Annotated in this window: 10 protein-coding genes; 8 read left to right on the forward strand and 2 right to left on the reverse strand. The window is 48.3% G+C overall.

From position 1 onward, the window contains the following. The first annotated feature begins 107 nt into the window (after positions 1-107). From ACYVD4_RS24355 to ACYVD4_RS24390, 8 genes are all read left to right on the forward strand, one after another. Complete coding sequence (locus ACYVD4_RS24355; RefSeq protein WP_460950175.1) at positions 108-1,559, forward strand: PP2C family protein-serine/threonine phosphatase; 1,452 nt, start codon at positions 108-110, stop codon at positions 1,557-1,559. Beyond that, positions 1,559-3,112 (forward strand): serine/threonine protein kinase, encoded by a 1,554-nt coding sequence (locus ACYVD4_RS24360; protein ID WP_460950177.1) that lies wholly within the window; start codon positions 1,559-1,561, stop codon positions 3,110-3,112. Before ACYVD4_RS24355 ends, ACYVD4_RS24360 begins: the two co-directional genes overlap by 1 nt. Positions 3,113-3,119: 7 nt before the next feature. Continuing rightward, entirely contained in the window at positions 3,120-4,409 is a 1,290-nt protein-coding gene (locus tag ACYVD4_RS24365) for a serine/threonine-protein kinase (RefSeq protein WP_460950179.1), read from the forward strand. A 278-nt stretch (positions 4,410-4,687) separates the two neighbouring features. Continuing rightward, positions 4,688-8,668, forward strand: a complete 3,981-nt coding sequence (locus tag ACYVD4_RS24370) for an FtsW/RodA/SpoVE family cell cycle protein (protein ID WP_460950180.1) — start codon at positions 4,688-4,690, stop codon at positions 8,666-8,668. Positions 8,669-8,758: 90 nt separating this feature from the next. Next, positions 8,759-9,646, forward strand: a complete 888-nt coding sequence (locus ACYVD4_RS24375; protein WP_460950181.1) for an FHA domain-containing protein — start codon at positions 8,759-8,761, stop codon at positions 9,644-9,646. Between the two features lie 105 nt (positions 9,647-9,751). Beyond that, complete coding sequence (locus tag ACYVD4_RS24380; protein WP_460950182.1) at positions 9,752-11,407, forward strand: SMP-30/gluconolactonase/LRE family protein; 1,656 nt, start codon at positions 9,752-9,754, stop codon at positions 11,405-11,407. Positions 11,408-11,859: 452 nt separating this feature from the next. Further along, positions 11,860-14,955 carry a SusC/RagA family TonB-linked outer membrane protein gene (locus ACYVD4_RS24385; RefSeq protein ID WP_460950184.1) on the forward strand — a complete coding sequence of 1,032 codons (3,096 nt, stop codon included), beginning with the start codon at positions 11,860-11,862 and terminating at the stop codon, positions 14,953-14,955. Positions 14,956-14,985: 30 nt separating this feature from the next. Then, positions 14,986-16,341: a RagB/SusD family nutrient uptake outer membrane protein gene (locus ACYVD4_RS24390; protein WP_460950185.1), complete on the forward strand. Its 1,356-nt coding sequence runs from the start codon at positions 14,986-14,988 to the stop codon at positions 16,339-16,341. Between the two features lie 126 nt (positions 16,342-16,467). Here the strand turns inward: ACYVD4_RS24390 and ACYVD4_RS24395 are convergent, their stop codons facing one another. Then, positions 16,468-17,331 carry an aldo/keto reductase gene (locus tag ACYVD4_RS24395; RefSeq protein WP_460950703.1) on the reverse strand — a complete coding sequence of 288 codons (864 nt, stop codon included), beginning with the start codon at positions 17,329-17,331 and terminating at the stop codon, positions 16,468-16,470. Between the two features lie 165 nt (positions 17,332-17,496). After that, positions 17,497-18,354 (reverse strand): prephenate dehydrogenase, encoded by an 858-nt coding sequence (locus ACYVD4_RS24400; RefSeq protein WP_460950187.1) that lies wholly within the window; start codon positions 18,352-18,354, stop codon positions 17,497-17,499. Positions 18,355-18,380 lie beyond the last annotated feature (26 nt).

Genomic DNA, 18,380 nt, shown 5'->3' on the forward strand with positions numbered 1-18,380 from the left:
ACCACGATAAATAAACAACACTATTTCTGACACGATGAACAGCCGGCTGTTCGGCGGAGCCAATTTGCTACGTTGAACCAACTGCAAATCCTGCAAGACGCTACGTAATGAATTCATTGGAATTTGATGGCAAGACCGACGTAGGTCAGCGCCGAACTGATAATCAGGATGCCTTTATCTGCTCAACCATTTGGGCCGAAACCAGTGCATTGTTAGCTGTTATTGATGGCGTTGGGGGCTATGCCGGGGGCGACCGGGCTGCGGCTATTGCCAAGGAGTCGATTGAACAATACATGGCCAAACCGAACGGCGACCCGCTGTCGATGTTGCGCGAAGCGGTTGTGTTTGCCAATAATCAAATCGATAGGGAGCGACAGCAAGAGCCCCGATTGGCGAATATGTGTTGCGTGCTAACCACTGCCGTGGCTGATAGTCAAGCAAGTAAGCTGTACTACGTTCATGTAGGCGACACCCGCCTATATCGGTATCGGAAGGGTGTGCTTGAAAAACTGACCTACGATCATTCGCTGGTTGGCATTCGGGAAGACGCTAATGAACTCACCGAAGGCGAAGCAATGGCGCACCCCCGCCGAAACGAGATTCTGCGGGACGTTGGTTCAGAGGAACATCGGGTTGATGATCCTGATTTCCTGGAATCGGGGGAAACCGATTTTCTGCCGGGTGATACGTTGCTGCTCTGTAGCGATGGCCTGACAGATCTGGTTACAAAGGCTCAAATCAAGGCAGTTCTGGATCAAAAGCCTACTCTTGACGAGCAGACAATCGAATTGATTCGGAAAGCCAATCTGAAAGGTGGTAAGGACAATATTACGGTCGTTCTGGCTAAGAACAATACGTTAGTCGCTACGCCTTCGACGGGTTCAGCTAAAGCTATCGACGTACCAACGCAAGTAGTGCCGCAAGTGGCTCCTGTTGCTCAGGAAGTAACGTCTACCGAGACAAAGCCAGCCCAAAAACGCTCAACAGGTTTATTAATACTATTGGGTTTGTTAACAATCGGGTTGATTGCGGCCATTATCTGGTATCAATATCAACCATCTAGTCAATCTGACGTAGCAGTGGTTGATAGTTTAGACACGATCAGCAGTCAACCGAACGTAACATCGGCGGAAACAGGAGTAATTTCTACATTTGATTCATTGTTACAAACCGCTTACCGTAGTAAAGATCACCAGTTGACGTTGCCAGCCGATACGTTCCGACTTACGAAGACGTTACTGATAACCGATTCCTTACAACGTATCGTGGGCGACAAGCAATTGACCGTTTTGTTACCCGCCGACTCCGCACAGACACATGTAGCACTACAGGTTAACCAGTCAGGAACCGTAAATCTGGAAAATATACTAATCAGCGGATTCAAGAAAGGGATTGAGACAACGCGCGGTGCGAAGTTGCAGCTCTCGAACGTGTACTTCAAAAACGTGGATTTGCCCATTAGTGCAGCCATTCGGCAGGATACCTTCCGCAAAGCGGTTATTAGCATGTCGGTACAAAACGCTCCTGATTCCACTAAACCAAAAACAACACGCCACTAATGTCCACAATTCGATTTGATACGCGGTTTCCGGGATACGAAGTACTGAGCGAATTAGGACGTAGCAACGCACGCATCCTGAAGGCCCGTCACCTGGCAACGGGCGATCTGGTGGCGATCAAGCACTTTGCCCTCAATACCGATGCCGAAACGCTACGTCGGTTTGAGCGGGAATCGGCCATTATGACCAGTATTGCCCATCCCAATATCGTAAAGGTTCGCGAGGTGCAACTAGAGGCCGAACTGCCTTATCTGGTCATGGAGCTGATTGAGGGCGGAAGTCTCAAGCAACTTATCGACAGTCAGGGCGCGCTGGACGTATCAACGGTCAGCCGGTTAGGGCTGCAAATGGCCAGTGCGTTTAAAGCGATTCATCCGCAGGGCATCGTTCACCGCGATATTAAGCCTGAGAATATTCTCTTTCGTTCTTTGCCCAGTGGCGAACTCCATTTTCTGGTGACTGATTTCGGTGTAGCTCGACTCCACCAACAATCGAACACATTGACGGGACAGTCGCTGATGACCTATGAATATGCGTCGCCGGAGCAATTCAATGACCCACGAAATGTTGGGATTGCAACGGATTACTATTCGCTGGGCGTGGTGCTGTACGAATGCCTGCATGGTAGCGTACCATTTGCGTTGGATGACCATACAGGCATCGTTACGTTCATGAATAAAGTGCTGACGGAAGCCCCACCTGCTCTAACGGTTTCGTCGAATGATCAGACACTTAGCCCATTCACAGATTTACTACGTGGCTTGTTGCAAAAGAAAGCAACAGATCGATTGAGCGACCCGGATGAGTTGACCTGGTTACTCAAACAGGCTGAACTAACTCATTTGCAGAGCAATCGCACCACCTCTGTCCGGCCTTCACACACAGAACCAATAAAGCCTGTCCTTATCAGTGAACCTACTCCAAAAGAGGTTGACGTAACAGACGCTACGTTTGCTGAAGTCGTACCTGTTCGGGAACCCCGTTCTGATAAGCCAATGTCGGGAGGGCTAAAATGGGCGGCACTGGCAGTGGCTATTTTTGTCGGCATTGTTGGTCTGTACTACGTCGTTCTCAAACCGAAATCCAGTACGCGCACTACGTTTGCTGATACACCCATCACTCGTAGCGATACGTCTGAAATCGGCAATTCTACCGATGAATCGGCACGTCGGCAACAGGACGAAGTGGAGGCCGCTCGTCAGGAGCAACTCAGACAGGAAGCACTGGCTGCGGTTGAAGGGCTGACGGTGAAGGTGAATGATTACCGGGTCGGTCTGTTCGGCGGAATCAAAAACGTACAGCTTCAACTGAGCAATCCGAGCCAGATCACTTTTGCGTCGGTTGGCGTTAAGGTAAATTATTATAAGGATGGCGGAGGGCTGTATAAATCTGAGAAGGTGTTTTTCACCAACGTCGGACCTAATTCGTCGTTGATTGAGAATGCGCCCAATAGCGACCGGGGCACCAAAGTCACCTACAAAATTGTCGAGCATCAGTTTGCCCAACCACTGGATTCTCTGATGACGGCTGCTTCATCAGACTCGCTAAATTAATTGACCCATGCCAACAGTAAGTGTCAATACGCATTTTCCGGGTTACGAAATCATTGGCGAACTGGGCCGGTCGAACGCTCGTGTGCTAAAGGCTCGTCATCTGGAAACGGGCGATCTAGTCGCGATTAAACACTTCACCGTCAACACGGATGCAGATACGCTACGTCGGTTTCGGCTCGAATCGCAGTTGATGACCGACATCCAGCATCCGAACGTAGTGCGTGTGCGGGACGTGCAGTTGGATATGCCGATGCCGTTTATTGTGATGGAATGGGTTGAGGGCGGAAATCTGCGTACTCTCTTGGGCGAACAGGGTTATCTGGACGTATCCAATACAATCCGGTTAGGGTTGCAAATGGCTGAAGCCTTCAAAGCGATTCATAGTCGTGGTATTATTCACCGTGACATCAAACCCGAAAATATTCTGTTTCGGCCCTTACCCAGTGGTGAAATTCATTTTCTATTGACCGATTTTGGCGTGGCCCGCCTGCGTGAACAATCGCAAACGATGACTGGTCAATCGTTAATGACGTACGAATACGCATCGCCGGAGCAGTTCGATAATCCACGGGGCGTTGATAAGGCTACGGATTATTATTCACTGGGCGTGGTTTTGTATGAATGCCTGTCGGGTAAGGTGCCGTTTTCGATGACCGATAGTGCCGGAATCGCTACGTTCATGGGGCATGTTTTGAGAACTCCGCCACCAGCGTTACAGCTTCCTTCCGGCCACTACGTCCTGCCGAGCTTAGATACAATTCTGGAATGGATATTAGCCAAAAACCCATCCGAACGGCTGAGTGACGTCAACGAATTCGTATTTCTTTTAAAACAAGCCAATGTAGAAGAAATGCAGCCAAACCGTTCTTTAGATCGTCGAATACAGGGCACACAACGGACGATGGCGGCTCCTGTACAGCCCCTCCGAACGGAAGTACCTGCTGCGCCAATCATTGACGATGAACCTCAATCTAGCTATACTGGATGGCTAAAAGGACTGGCTTTTTTTATGGTAACCTTACTGATTGGGGCGGCTATTCTGTACAAAAATTATCAAGATCAACCCAAAAGAAAAGCTCAGGTTGTTGCCGATTCAACTCAAATTCAGCCTGATTCATTGGCTACCGACACGATAGCAGAAGATACTACACAGGTTTCATCAGATTATCCGATAGAGACCATAATGGATTCGACCGCAACGGAAAACAATCCAGCGACAGTACCTGTACCACCAGAATCAACGACATCTGCTCCCGATTCATCGAACGCTGCCGTTGATTCAACCAGAACGTTATAAATGTTACATCTTTTGCCTCTAAAACCCCGAATTGATCTGAAGAAATTAATCGCAGAAGTAAAACTATCAGCCCACGGCTTTAGTCGTGGGTATACCGATAACCAACCTCAATAAAATCAACCGTTTCAACGGTTTTCGATGTTTAAACCGTTAAAACGGTTGTGTGGTATATTTCCGTTTGTGCGCCCCCACAGCTAAAGCAGTGAGCTGATAGGGATTGGTTGAATTCAGTTGATAGTTACTTCAAATCATTAATAAATTTAGGGGTCGATCAGAATATGAATGTAAACACTGGCCCCTCCGGGCGTTTGTATTTGCTGGGCGCATCGGTCATACTGCTGCTACTGTTTGGGCGGCTTTATATGAACCTACTTCCAGTACTGAATCAGGCTAATGAAGCCTTGTCTAGCGGACAGGCGTTAACACTTGAATCAGGACTGAAATCAGCGGCAATCCAGCGGATTCTCAATACAGGCAATTACTATAACGATCCGAAAGACAGAGCCCTGATTGCCGATACGTTGGCGATGAAACTTCGGCAAAACGGCTCGCCTGATAATCTCGGAAGTCTGAACAAACGTCTGTTCTCCGTGCTGGCTCCTGTGGCCTGGCGTAGTCGGATTGGCGGTGCTGATTTCCAGAGTCGGTTACAGGTTTCCCGCCAGCAAATGGGTTTCGACTCATTGCTCTACGTCCGCGAACTAAACAATCCTAAAGCTTATTCATCGTCCGTTAGTGCAGGAAATGGAACGAAGGAAATCGCTGGGCAGGTGATACGCGACGAGAAACCGATGACCAACGTATTGGTTCAGCTAAAGCGCCATCCAGCCACCGCCCAACCCGATACATTACCGGATCGGGTTACCTACGCCCGAACAGACACTGATGGCAAGTTTACCTTTACGGGCCTAACGGATGGATCGGGCTACAGTGTGGTTCCCCTTAAGCCCGGTTTCGAGTTCGGGAGCCGCCGGGGAACAAGTCATCTGACCAGCGATCAGTCGTATAACTTTACCGCTCGTCGGCATCACCTGCGCTTGATTGGCTCAACGGTTTATGGGCAGCTCAAAACCGATCATGCCTTATCCGTTCGAACGCCAACCGCGTTTACGGCACAGTTCTGGGCGATTGTGGTGTTGTTTCTACTTGTATTTTGGGCGGTACAGAGCTTCTGGGACATCCGACGTTTTCAACCCGATCCGTTATTGCTTCCCATTTTGATGCTACTGACGGGTATATCAGTGCTGACGCTTCTGGCTATTCAGGACCCGTTGCAGGATATACTTTACGCCTGGCAAACGTTGCAGGGCGTAGCAATTGGTCTGGCTGGCATGACGATCTTATCGCAACTAAATATTGGCCGATTTTACGCGGATTGGCGCTACGACTGGCTGTTTACGTTCCAAAATCGGGCGTCAGTACGTCTGTCTGGCTGGACTTGGCTGGTACTTGCTGTTGGCCTTGCTACGTTAACCTTGCTCATGGGTTCGGGGCCGGAAGGTAGCGGAGTACGAGTCAATCTGTCCATCTTGGGTATTACGTTTCAACCCAGCGAGATTACGAAATACCTGCTACTGATATTCTTTGCGGGTTTCTTTGCCGCCAACGAACAGCAAATTCGGCAACTGCCCGATTTGCGCTGGCGGTTTAAAGTAAGCCTGGGCGCATTGGCCGGAGCGGGGCTGCTTATGTTGCTCTATCTCCTGCTGGGCGATATGGGCCCGGCTCTGGTCGTTTGCTTTACGTTCCTGCTGTTTTATAGCATTGCCCGAGGGAATCTGCCGCTAACACTGGCAACAGGTTTCGGTTATGGCGTAGCGCTCTGGTTATTACCCGGCTGGATTGCTACGTTGCTGAGTTTAGTTGTGCTTGTCGGGTATATGTACTGGCAGGGCGAAGCGCGTTCGCGAACAAGATTGGGCTGGATCGCTTTGCTTACTGAAGCACCTGTTTTACTTCTTCTAGTAATGGCAATGTTCGCTTTTGGCGATCTGCTGCCGTTTGTGGGAAGTCGACTGGCCGACCGAAAAGCGATGTGGCTTAATCCCTGGAATAACGACGTGTATGGGGGCGATCATCTGGCGCACAGCTTCTGGGCATTGTCGTCCGGTGGCTGGACGGGGCAGGGATTAGGAAAAAGCTTTGCGAGTGCCATGCCAGCCGCCCATACCGATATGATTCTGCCTAGCGTTGGCGAAAGCTTGGGTGGTTTGGGCGTTGTAGCCGTTTTTCTGCTGATGGGCGTCCTATTGCACCGAACCTTATTGCATGCCCGACGCGCTGGTCAACCGTTTAGCTTCTTTCTGGTGGCTGGTATCGCGATTGCAACGGGTGTTCAATTTTTGATCATTGCTGGCGGTTCTATCGGGTTGCTTCCCCTGACAGGAATTAGCGTACCGTTTCTGAGTTATGGCAAGATTTCATTGATTATAAATATAATGGCGATGGGCGTCGTATTCAGCGTAGCACATCGGCCGGGTCAACTAGAACAGCGTCAATATCTGGAGAAGCATTACGACGTAGTACTGATGACGGGTATTGCCGGATTTCTGATTGGCGTAGTGGTGCTAATCGGTCGCTTATTACCGATCATCGGCTGGCGAGGTAATGACTATATTGTGCGCCCCGCTCGGGTAGTGACACGTAACGGCGATCCTGTGTACAGCTATAACCCCCGAATCGAACGGCTGACTCGTGTGCTGGCGGCAGGCACTGTTTACGACCGAAATGGTTTAGTACTGGCAACCAGCTCACCCGAACAAGTTGCGCAGCAATCGGCGCGGCTTCGGCAAAGTGGCCTGAAATCAGACCAGCTTCAAACGCTCACCCAGAAACGACTGCAACGGTATTACCCGTTTGGCGAACATCTGTTTTTCTGGACCGGCGATTTGAATACGCAACTTTTCTGGGGACAAAGCAACGGTTATTACGCCGAGGCTACCCATTTCAGCGAGTTACGTGGCTTCAACAGTCGCCCGAGAAAAACAACCCTTATCGCTACCGACTATCAGGCCGACCGCTTTAGTCCGACGGTTCAGCAAACGCGTACACTTACTGCCTACGATTATAGTGAATTAGCTTCAGCCTTACGAGCCGGAATCGATAGCCGTGAAGTGGCCGACCGGAAAGCCAAAAACCGCGATATTCATCTGAGTATCAATGCGGAGTTGCAAGTTTCTTTGCAAAAAGCGTTGGCTCAATCTGAATATAGTAACAAACGCCTTTCGGTAGTCGTGCTGGATGCTCGTTCGGGCGACGTACTGGCATCGGCAGTTCACCCGTTACCCAACCTCAAAACGCCCGAAATCATGCTGTTGTCAGATCGGGATCGGCTAAAACTTCCGTATCTGGTGACGGAACGTGATTTGGGCATGACCTACGCAACGGCACCCGGTTCGACGGCTAAAATTCTGACGGCGATGGCGGCCTTTAACAAACTGGGCTCGTCGGCGTCGGCAGTACGCTATCCGATTTCGTGTCAGGAAATCATTCGGAGAGGTACACGGGAATCGGAACCCTGCGGAGAGGATGTCGATATGCGGAAAGCCATTGTTCGGTCGAGCAACGTTTATTTTATCCGAACGGCTAACGACAATACACTGGATACTGAACTGGCCGATCTTTATTTAGCTACCGGTATGAACGTCGATTTAATCGGCGGTTACTCCTTTTCGGATACGCACACCGACGAAGAACGAGTTCAGATTCGCCAGCACTGGCGCGATTCGTCGTTTGTGGTACGTCGGAAATTGTATCAAAGCACGCAATATCCAAGACGTTACCGGAGTGAGTTTTCGGGGCTTGCCTGGGGGCAAGGGCAGTTGACAGCAACGCCCGCATCAATGGCCCGGATGGCGGGTGCTATTGCGTATCAGGGCATCCTACAGCCGTCGCGCTACGTACTGGATCGAGCGGGGAAACCTGATGCGATTATTACTGGAAAGCACGTAGCACGTCGGCCCGATTTTGCAACGCAGTTAGAAGAATTCATGATCGAACAATCGAATCCATCGGCGGGACGTAGTAAGATCAACGTAGCGCGGGTGGCGGGTAAAACCGGTACGCCCGAACGTATTGTGCAGGGTATTCAGCAAAATGACGGCTGGTACGTATTTTTCGCACCGACACCCGACGGTCGGTCGCACACGATTGTTACAGTACGTATCGAATTGGGCGAATCTTCCGCCGATGCGGTCAACTTAGCGAATAGCGTAGTGGCCCCGATTTTGAAACAACGTAGCTATTTGGGAAGCTTTTAACGTAGCGCGGACATTCTGTCCGCATTGTTACTATGCATACTAATCTATCGCAATGCGGACAGAATGTCCGCGTTACAGAACTAATTCACCATGAGTCTACTAGAAAAAGTCAAAAGTTTATTCGGGTTTACGACAGCCGAACAGCAGACTACCCCTGCTGATCGTGAGACAAGTGAACCTACTCCCGTTTCGTCAAAATCGACGATTACAGGTCCTCCGCCAGCCGCTCAGTTACGGGAGCAGGTTATGCGGTTTATCGTCGGTAAACTTCGGGCTTACCAGAATGAACCGGACGCGGCTCCTGTTGGGCTTCGGCTGTCTGTTTTGTGCGCAAATCCTGAGGAAGAAGACTTATATCGGGTTGTTTTGTGGATGAATCAGCCGGGGAAATTTCAGGCGGAACTGTCTCGGCAACTCGCTGATAATTACATTACGTTACCCAAAAGCTGGCAGTTTGAGTACGCCTTTTTTACGGATACATTACCCGATGTTACGTATCGCGAAGGTAATCTGGGCCTGTTTGTCGTCGATAAATCAAAACCGGATAATTCACCGCATCTGGCCAGAGTGACTGCGCTGGTTGGCCAACTGGAACAGCCCGAATATATTCTCGATTCGACAAAAAACACTACGTTCTGTATTGGTCGTGGACGTAGCACGCAAACGGCATCGGGACGGGTTCGGACTAATAACATTGTTATCCTGAATGACGACGAGCCCGGTTTCGACGCGAAGAAAGGAGCTGGAAATGGTGCAGTTAGCCGGGCGCACGCAACGATACGTTATGATCTGATTCAAAACCGCTACGTTCTCCTTGTCGATCCGGGGGGATTACCGGCAGGGGGGAACAAGACAAAAATCATGCACCCGAACGATTCGATGGAACGGGCCGATATTGCTGGCATGAGCTACCCACTTCAAAACGGAGACCAGATTGAGCTGGGTGGCGAAGTCATGCTTCTTTTCGAACTTCTGTAATCCCAGCGGGAGTTCGAAATGGGTTTCAGTAAATCGCTGTAATTGAACTCTTTTGGTAGTTTTAAGCGCGAGCTAAATTCCGTTAACCGCTTAATGCCTACCTGTATGAAAGCCCTTTCACTACTTTGCCTTTTCTTCTTTTTGCCCTTTTTACTGTTGGCTCAGGTAACGGAGTCTTATCCGGTTCATCCGGATGCTCAACCACAGGACGGCGTTCCGAAAGGTGAAGTCCTCAAATTTACGTTTGAGAATTCTAAAATTTTTCCGGGCACATGGCGCGAGTATTGGGTATACATTCCTGCTCAATATCAGCCGTCGCAACCCGCCTGCGTTTACATAAATCAGGACGGGATTCAATGGCAGGCTCCGGCGGTATTTGACAATCTGATCCATAAAAAAGAAATGCCCGTTACCATTGGCGTATTTGTCATGCACGGGCGTGTGAAAGTGGCTAATCCGGATAATGCACTTGACCGATTCAATCGGAGTTTTGAGTATGACGGGTTAGGCGATAATTACGCCCGATTTCTGCTAGAGGAACTTCTTCCCGATGTAGAAAACAGAAAAACGTCAGACGGACGAGCGATACGTCTCTCTCAAAAAGGGAATGATCGGGCAATTGGTGGGTCGAGTAGTGGGGCTGTTTGTGCGTTTACGGCGGCCTGGGAACGCCCCGATGCGTTTAGCCGGGTATTCAGCACGATTGGTACGTATGTCGGTTTACGTGGAGCTGATCGCTATCCGACGCTGATTCGGAAGGTTGAACCGAAACCGCTACGTGTCTTTTTGCAGGATGGCTCCAATGACCATAATATCTATGCCGGCGATTGGTTTATGGCCAATCAAATGATGGAACGAGCACTGACGTTTGCGGGCTACGAGGTGCAGCATATCTGGGGTGAAGGCGCTCATAATGGCAAACACGGCACAGCGATTTTTCCCAATGCGATGCGTTACCTGTGGAAAGGCTGGCCCGAACCGATCAAAATGGGTGTATCGAAGAATCAGATGCTTGTCGATATTTTAGTACCCAACGAAGGCTGGCAACTGGTTGGCGAAGGCTATCGGTCGGCGGAAGGGCTTAGCGCCAATGCTAAAGGAGAGATATCTTTTACGGATGGCCCGGCCGGGAAGCAATGGAGAGCAGATCAGGACAATAAACTAAGTCAGGTTGGTGGTAAAACGGTTCCGATCGCCAACGGGCTCAAAAGAAGCTATAGTGTCCTGGCTGGTAATGGAAACAGCTACGTTACCAGTTCGTCAATGAATGTCAATGGGGTGAGTGAAGTATGGCTGATTCGGCCCGGCGGGAAAAGAGCTAAGGTTGATACGGGCATTTTTGGGGCTAGTGGCCTAACGCTTTCGCCAGATCAAACGTTGTTGTATGTGGCCGATAAGCAATCACATTGGGTATACAGTTTTTCTATTTTGCCGGACGGAACATTGGCTAATAAGCAGAAATATTACTGGCTACACTCCCCCGATACAGCCGAAGATGCTGGTGCAGAAGGTCTCAAAACGGATCGGGATGGAAGGCTCTACGTAGCTTCGCGAATGGGTATTCAGGTGTGTGACCAGCCGGGCCGCGTTAATGTCATCCTGCCCACACCCAACGGCAAAGTTTCTGAAATCTGTTTTGGTGGAGCAAACTTCGATATACTCTACGCAGCCTGTGGCGATAAAGTATTCAGGCGGAAATTAAATGCGAAAGGAGTCAATTCATGGGATAAACCCAATAAGCCCACTACACCAAGACTATAAAGCTAAATCAACTAGCTTCTTTCAGGTTTTACCCTATATCTAAAAACGATAGAAATTTTAGTCTCCTTTTATTCGGGTTGATCTTTCCTTGAACAGGGTTTAAATAGTTATATTTGTAACTGTTTTTAAGATAATTACTATAATATATTGTATCTTTTACCTATAATAACTAACCAATATATGTATATCTTTTATAGTTAACATATAATTTTTTTGTCTGAATCTGTATAAATAATATGAATTTACTAATATAGACTTATTTATTTTTACAATTTTGTACGTATCGCAATTAGTCGTTTTATGCATATTTTATTTCTCTATACCCTTTTCATTCGCACAATCATTCTGATATTTCAATATATGATGCCCCTTTATTTAGTTTAACCTTATTTTAATTGATAACAAACAATTGTACTTTTGCTGCCAATATTGTTGTCTCCAAACAGAAAATTATGAGAAACATCTTCCAAATCAGCTTACTGTGGCTTATTGCAGTAATGGGGGCTTACGCTCAAAGTCAGGTCGTTTCGGGTAGAGTCACCTCTTCAGATGATGGCGCTTCACTGCCAGGAGTTTCTGTTACCGTGAAAGGTAGTACGCAGGGTACTCTCACCGACGCAACTGGAAGCTACCGGCTTACAGCAAGCCCAAATGCAACACTTGTTTTTAGCTTTATCGGGTTTACTACGGTTGAAGAAGTTGTAAACAACCGATCCTCTATTAGCGTCCAATTAGCTACCGACGTACGCAACCTGAACGAAGTAGTTGTGACAGGATATGGTCAGCAAATTAAACGGGATTTAACGGGGAATATTGCAAAAGTTCGCCCAGCCGATATTCAGGATCAGCCAGTTACTACGTTCGATCAGGCTATTCAGGGTAAAGCTGCTGGTGTACAGGTAAACGCCGGATCAGGTAAACTAGGGCAGGCTGTTCGGATCAACATACGGGGCCAATCGTCGGTATCGGCGTCGAACCAGCCGCTCTACGTTATCGATGGTATACCCATTACAACCGAAAACCTTAGTATCAATAGCGCGCCAACGAACCCATTGTCGGATATTAATCCGTTGGATATTGAGTCGATTGATATTCTGAAAGATGCTTCGGCTGCCGCTATTTATGGCTCACGGGCAGCTAACGGCGTTATTCTGGTAACAACCAAAAAAGGTAAGGCAGGTCGTACAAATGTTAACTTCGGCGCACAATACGGTGCCAGCACGCCAACGAATAAAGTGCGGTTTATGAACTCCGCCGAATACGTAAGTTTTTATACACGGGCAGCCGCCAATCGCGACCGCATCAGCCAAATTGACCCCGCCGATCCAGATTCATATTCGACCTATATTCAGGATTTTTTTGGTGCTCAATCATTGGGTACTTATGGAACGCCCAATCAGGTAGACACCAAGTGGGGAGATCTGGCTTTCCAGAATGCTCCTTTTCAACAGTATGATTTAAACCTGAACGGGGGCAATGAAAAAACGTCGTTCTATATTTCCGGACAATTACTTGATCAGAAAGGCGTACTGATTGGTAACGCACTCAATCGTTACACAGGCCGTATCAATATCGACCACCAAATTTCTGATCGGATTCGGGTGGGCGTGAATACGAGTATTACCCGCACACTCAACAAACGTCTGTCTGGCGACCGTCAGTTCGACAATCCGATGCAGGTAAATGCGTTAGTACCGCTCACACCAGCAAATGACCCGGAAACTGGTTTGCCAATTGGAACACCTCCGGGCGACGCTACGTTGCCTTTGTACTACAACCCGCTGATTAACCTTGGTAATGCGAAATTTAACACAACCGTTTACCGCAGCATAAGCAGCGTGTATGGTCAGATCCAGCTTATTAAAGGGCTTACTTTCCGGTCTGAATTTGGCCTCGATATTCTGAATCAGCAGGAAGAACGGTACTGGAACAGCAAAACGGCACGTAATTCCAGCGCTCCACAAGGACTTGGACAAAATCGTTATAACCGCGTCGACAACTACAACACCAACAACTTCTTTACCTACACAACCCAACTAGGACGTAACGCCATCGATGCAACGGTAGGTATGTCGTATCAGCAGTCGCAACGGAATATTAGCTTCATCGAAGGTCGTGACTTTCCGTCGGATGCGTATCAGCAGATTGCCAGTGCAGCTGTGAAAAGCGACGGTACGTCTTCGCTAAGCCAATATCGTTTCCTGTCTTATTTTGCTCGGGCTAACTACAAACTCGCCGACCGTTATTTGTTCGGTGTTAGTGCCCGTATCGATGGATCTTCCCGTTTTGGACGTAACAGTCGTTATGGTTTCTTTCCGGCAGTTTCGGCAGGCTGGGTGCTAACCGAAGAAGACTTCCTGAAAAATAACAGCACGTTCAGCTTCCTGAAATTACGGGCCAGCTATGGCCGAACCGGTAATGCCGAAATCCTGACAGCGTCAAATCTGTCAGTCGAGAACTTTCCTCAATTAGGTTTATTTACCGGCGATGCCAAATATGCGGGTTTGCCCGGTCAACGCCCTTCGCAATTGGCTAATCCTGACCTGAAATGGGAAACCACCGATCAGGCTGATATAGGTATCGACTTCGGTATCCTCAATAATCGGATCAATGGCGAAGTCGATTATTATCAGAAAATCACCTCTGGTTTGTTATTGAGTGTAAACGTACCGGGTACGAGCGGTTTTGCTACCCAATTCCGTAACGTAGGTAATCTGGAAAATAAAGGTTTTGAATTTGTACTGAATACTGAAAACCTGGTTGGTGCTTTCAGATGGACCACGAGTCTGAATTTTGCGACGAACAAAAATAAAATTACCAATCTTCAGGGGCAGGTAATTGAAGGTGGTTTTCAGGCTATGAGCCGGGCCGTAGAAGGGCAGCCGCTGGGGGTGTTTTTCACTCGTGAATATGCTGGCGTAAATCCGGCCAATGGTGATGCACTCTGGTACAAAAACACCACCAGCGCCGATGGTACGCTAGACCGGACCACCACGAACGTTTATAATCAGGCTGAGCGTGTTATTATTGGTAGCCCATTGCCAAAGTGGACGGGAGGTATCACCAATACGTTCAGCTACAAAGGGCTTAGCCTGAGCGTGTTTTTCAACGGTGTTTTTGGTAACAAAATCAACTTCTTTGGGGTAGGTCAATACTCATCGGCTAACGGTATTTATGAAGATAACCAGACTGCCGATCAGCTAGCCGCGTGGACACCAGAGAACCCAAACACCAACATACCAGAAGCACGATTCTATCGGGCAAATGGTTCGCAGGCATCCAGCCGCTACATTCAGGATGGAAGCTTTGTACGGTTACGTACTGCTACGTTAGCCTACAACCTGCCGAAAACGCTGATTAGCCGGGTTAAATTGAATTCAGTACGTCTCTTCCTGACGGGTCAGAACCTGTTTACGTTTACTAAGTACACTGGCTGGGACCCCGAAGTAAATGCGGATGATACGGTAACGAACATTGCGCAGGGGTATGACTTCTACTCAGCGCCACAGGCACGTACTATCACGGGCGGTATCAACATTGGTTTTTAATCAACGTACTCCACAAGGCATTTTTCAGTCATGAATAGATTTATAAAAAATTGGTTATTCGCGGGCATCACCACTACCCTTGTTACAGCCTGCGCCGGACGTCTGGACGTAGCACCGACCCAAAGTATCGACGCATCGCAGGCGCTTAGTACTGAACAGGATGTTGTTATTACGTTGACTGGTACCTACGACGGCCTGAGCGACATCAACCTTTATGGCGGTGGCATTCAATATATTAGTGAGCTTTTAGGTAACAATCGGGATGTTGTGTTCGCTGGTACGTATTCAACGCTATCTGAATTATCTCAGAAAGCAGTTACGACGTCAAATACAGTGGTGCGCGATTTCTGGCTGTTTGGTTATAGTACGATTAACCGGGCCAATAACGTGTTGGCGTCACTTAGTAAAGTGAGAGAAGTAAATCGTGGAAATATTGAAGGACAGGCCCTTTTCATCAGAGGAGCTTTGTATTTCGAACTGGTTAAAGCATTTGCCAAAGACTGGAACGACGGTACACCTGCACAGAATCCGGGCGTACCTCTTGTGCTGACCCCAACGCAGGCTATCTCTGATGCCGATTATCGGGCACGTAATACGGTTGCCGAGGTATATACGCAAGTGTTGAGTGACCTGACAAAAGCCGAAGCGCAATTGCCCGCAACACAAACAAACGGAACCGGATTTGCCACCAAAGGTGCCGCACAGGCACTACTAGCGCGGGTTTATCTACAGCAGAAAAATTATGCCTCTGCCCGTGATGCTGCCAACCGGGTAATCACATCGGGAACCTATGGCCTAAGCAGCAATTTCGCGGATGCTTTCTCCGACGCAACCAGCCAATCTGAGGTAATCTTCAAGATAGTAGTATCGGAGCAGGATGGCGTTAATGATCTGAATACCTTCTTTGCATCTACGCTGAATCAGGGCCGTGGCGATATTCGACTGCAACAAGCTTTTTTACAATTGTATGAAGCCAGTGATGTACGCGGACAATTCACCAATCGGGCTAGTATCAATACGTTTACTAGCAAATTCAATGATCAGTTCGGTGACGTTCCGATAGCACGATTGGCAGAGATGTACTTAATTCGGGCCGAAGCTAACCTTCGTTTAAACACCTCCGTTGGTGCTGCTCCATTAGCCGATATCAACCTGCTACGTAACCGGGCCAAAGCTACACCGTTGACCGCAGCCCAGCTCAATCTGGACGCTATTGCCCGCGAACGTAAACTGGAACTAGCATTTGAAGGCCAGCTTCTTCCCGAACTCAAGCGGAACGGAACAGCAGTAGGTACCACTCCTGTCAACGCCAATAACTTGGTGCTGCCGATTCCCCAACGCGAAATCGATACCAATAAAAAATTGGTTCAGAATGCCGGCTACTAAGACCGGATAAGGCTCTTTTGTGAGCCAATATAAAAAACCTTCTGAAGTTTGTAGTTTACCAAACTTCAGAAGGTTTTTTATGCGTACTATTCTCAGTTAATGCTCACCAGCATAGCCACGATTATACTAAATCGGAAGCGGCATATCCTGAAAATCATCCTCTGTTAGTTTGATGGTTACCGCCATTACGTTCTCTTCGAGGTGTTTTACCGACGACGTACCAGCAATGGGCAACATAACGGGCGAAGCCGCCAGCAACCACGCCAGCGCAATCTGGTATTCGGTTGCCTTGTGGCGGGCCGCTACTCTTCGGATTGCATTTTCGGCGTCCATATTACCGGCATTAAGCGGAAACCAGGGAATAAAGGCGATGTTACGTTGCTCGCAGTAACGTAGTACGTCGTTCCAGCGTTGTTCGCCAAAGTTGTACATATTCTGCACCGACACTATGTCGAAATACTGGCTGGCTTCTTTAATCTGATCGACGCTTACTTCCGATAAACCAATATGACGGATTTTACCCTGTTGCTGTGCCTCTTTCAGAAAACCCAGATACTCTTCAGACGGCACTTTTGTGTCGAAACGGTGCAACTGATACAGGTCGATTCGTTCCAGTTTTAGCCTTTTTAGGCTGCCGTTTAGTGCTTCTTCCAGATGTTTACGACTGCCATCTACCGGCCATTGATTAGGGCCAGTACGTAGTAAGCCGCCTTTTGTTCCAATTACCAGCCCATCTGGATATGGATGAAGGGCTTCTGCAATCAGTTCTTCAGATACGTAAGGGCCGTAACTGTCGGCAGTATCAATAAAATTAATACCTAAATCAAGGCAGCGTTTGAGTACGCGAATAGCTTCATCGTGATCTTTTGGTGGCCCCCAGATGCCGTGGCCAGTTATGCGCATGGCTCCGTAAGCCATTCTGTTTACGGTTAAATCACCACCAATAGTAATTGTTCCAGCTTGCGTTGCTGTTGCATCCTTCGCTTCCATACCGTTCGTTTGGGTTGAATAAATTAATGGATAATGCAAAATGAATAATGTTAGACAACAATTTGTCAATTGAACGCATTTTCATTCCTCATTAAACATTGTTCATTATTCCTATAAACCAACGAAACCGTTTTTTGTGTGGGTTGCCGAGATTAACTTTTTGGATTACTTCTTTTCAATACCATCCAATACTCGACGTATTACGTTGGCCCGTTGCATAAAATCGAGCGAAGTTGCTACGTCCTGTTCGTCGATGACCTGTTTGAATTGCTGCAAAAACTCGATATAAGCCGCCAGTGCGTTCGATACGTTCGTGCGGTTCTGGTCGAAAATAGGTGCCCACATCTGGGGCGAACTTTTGGCTAGTCGAACCGTAGAGCTAAAGCCTGTACTCGCCATATCGAAAATAGCTTTTTCATCACGTTCTTTATCCAGAACCGTCAGGCCGAGTGCAAATGCACTGATGTGACTCAGGTGCGATACGTAGGCCAGATGAAGGTCGTGTTCTTTAGGAGTCATGTAAAACAGCTTCATACCAGCATCGCGGAAAAGACTTTCGGCCAATGTCAGGCTATTGGCATTGCTTTTTTCGCGGTCGCAAATAATGAGGTTTTTGCCGGGTAACAATTCCCGAAAAGCGGCACTGGGACCTGAGTTTTCGGTTCCGGCCATGGGGTGAGCTGCAACAAACTGCGCTCGTTTGGGGTGGTTGTCTACGGCCTCGCAAATCAATTCCTTTGTTGAACCCAGATCAATTACCGTGGCATTGGCAGGCAGGTGATCAAGTACAGTGGAGAGTAGACTAACAATGACGTTGACGGGGGTTGCCATAATCACCAATGCACTTTTTGCAACAGCTTCGGGTAGGGGCATAACCTCATCGACAATGCCCTTTGCCAATGCCAGTTGCCCATTCACTGGCGACGTATCGACACCGATGAAATGCATTTTCGGGTATTTCTCACGAAGAATCAGGGCGAACGAACCGCCGAGTAAACCTATACCTATGATAGAGACATTCATAACCGGGATTACGCTGATTTATGGAT

The organism is Spirosoma daeguense, from assembly GCF_054776875.1.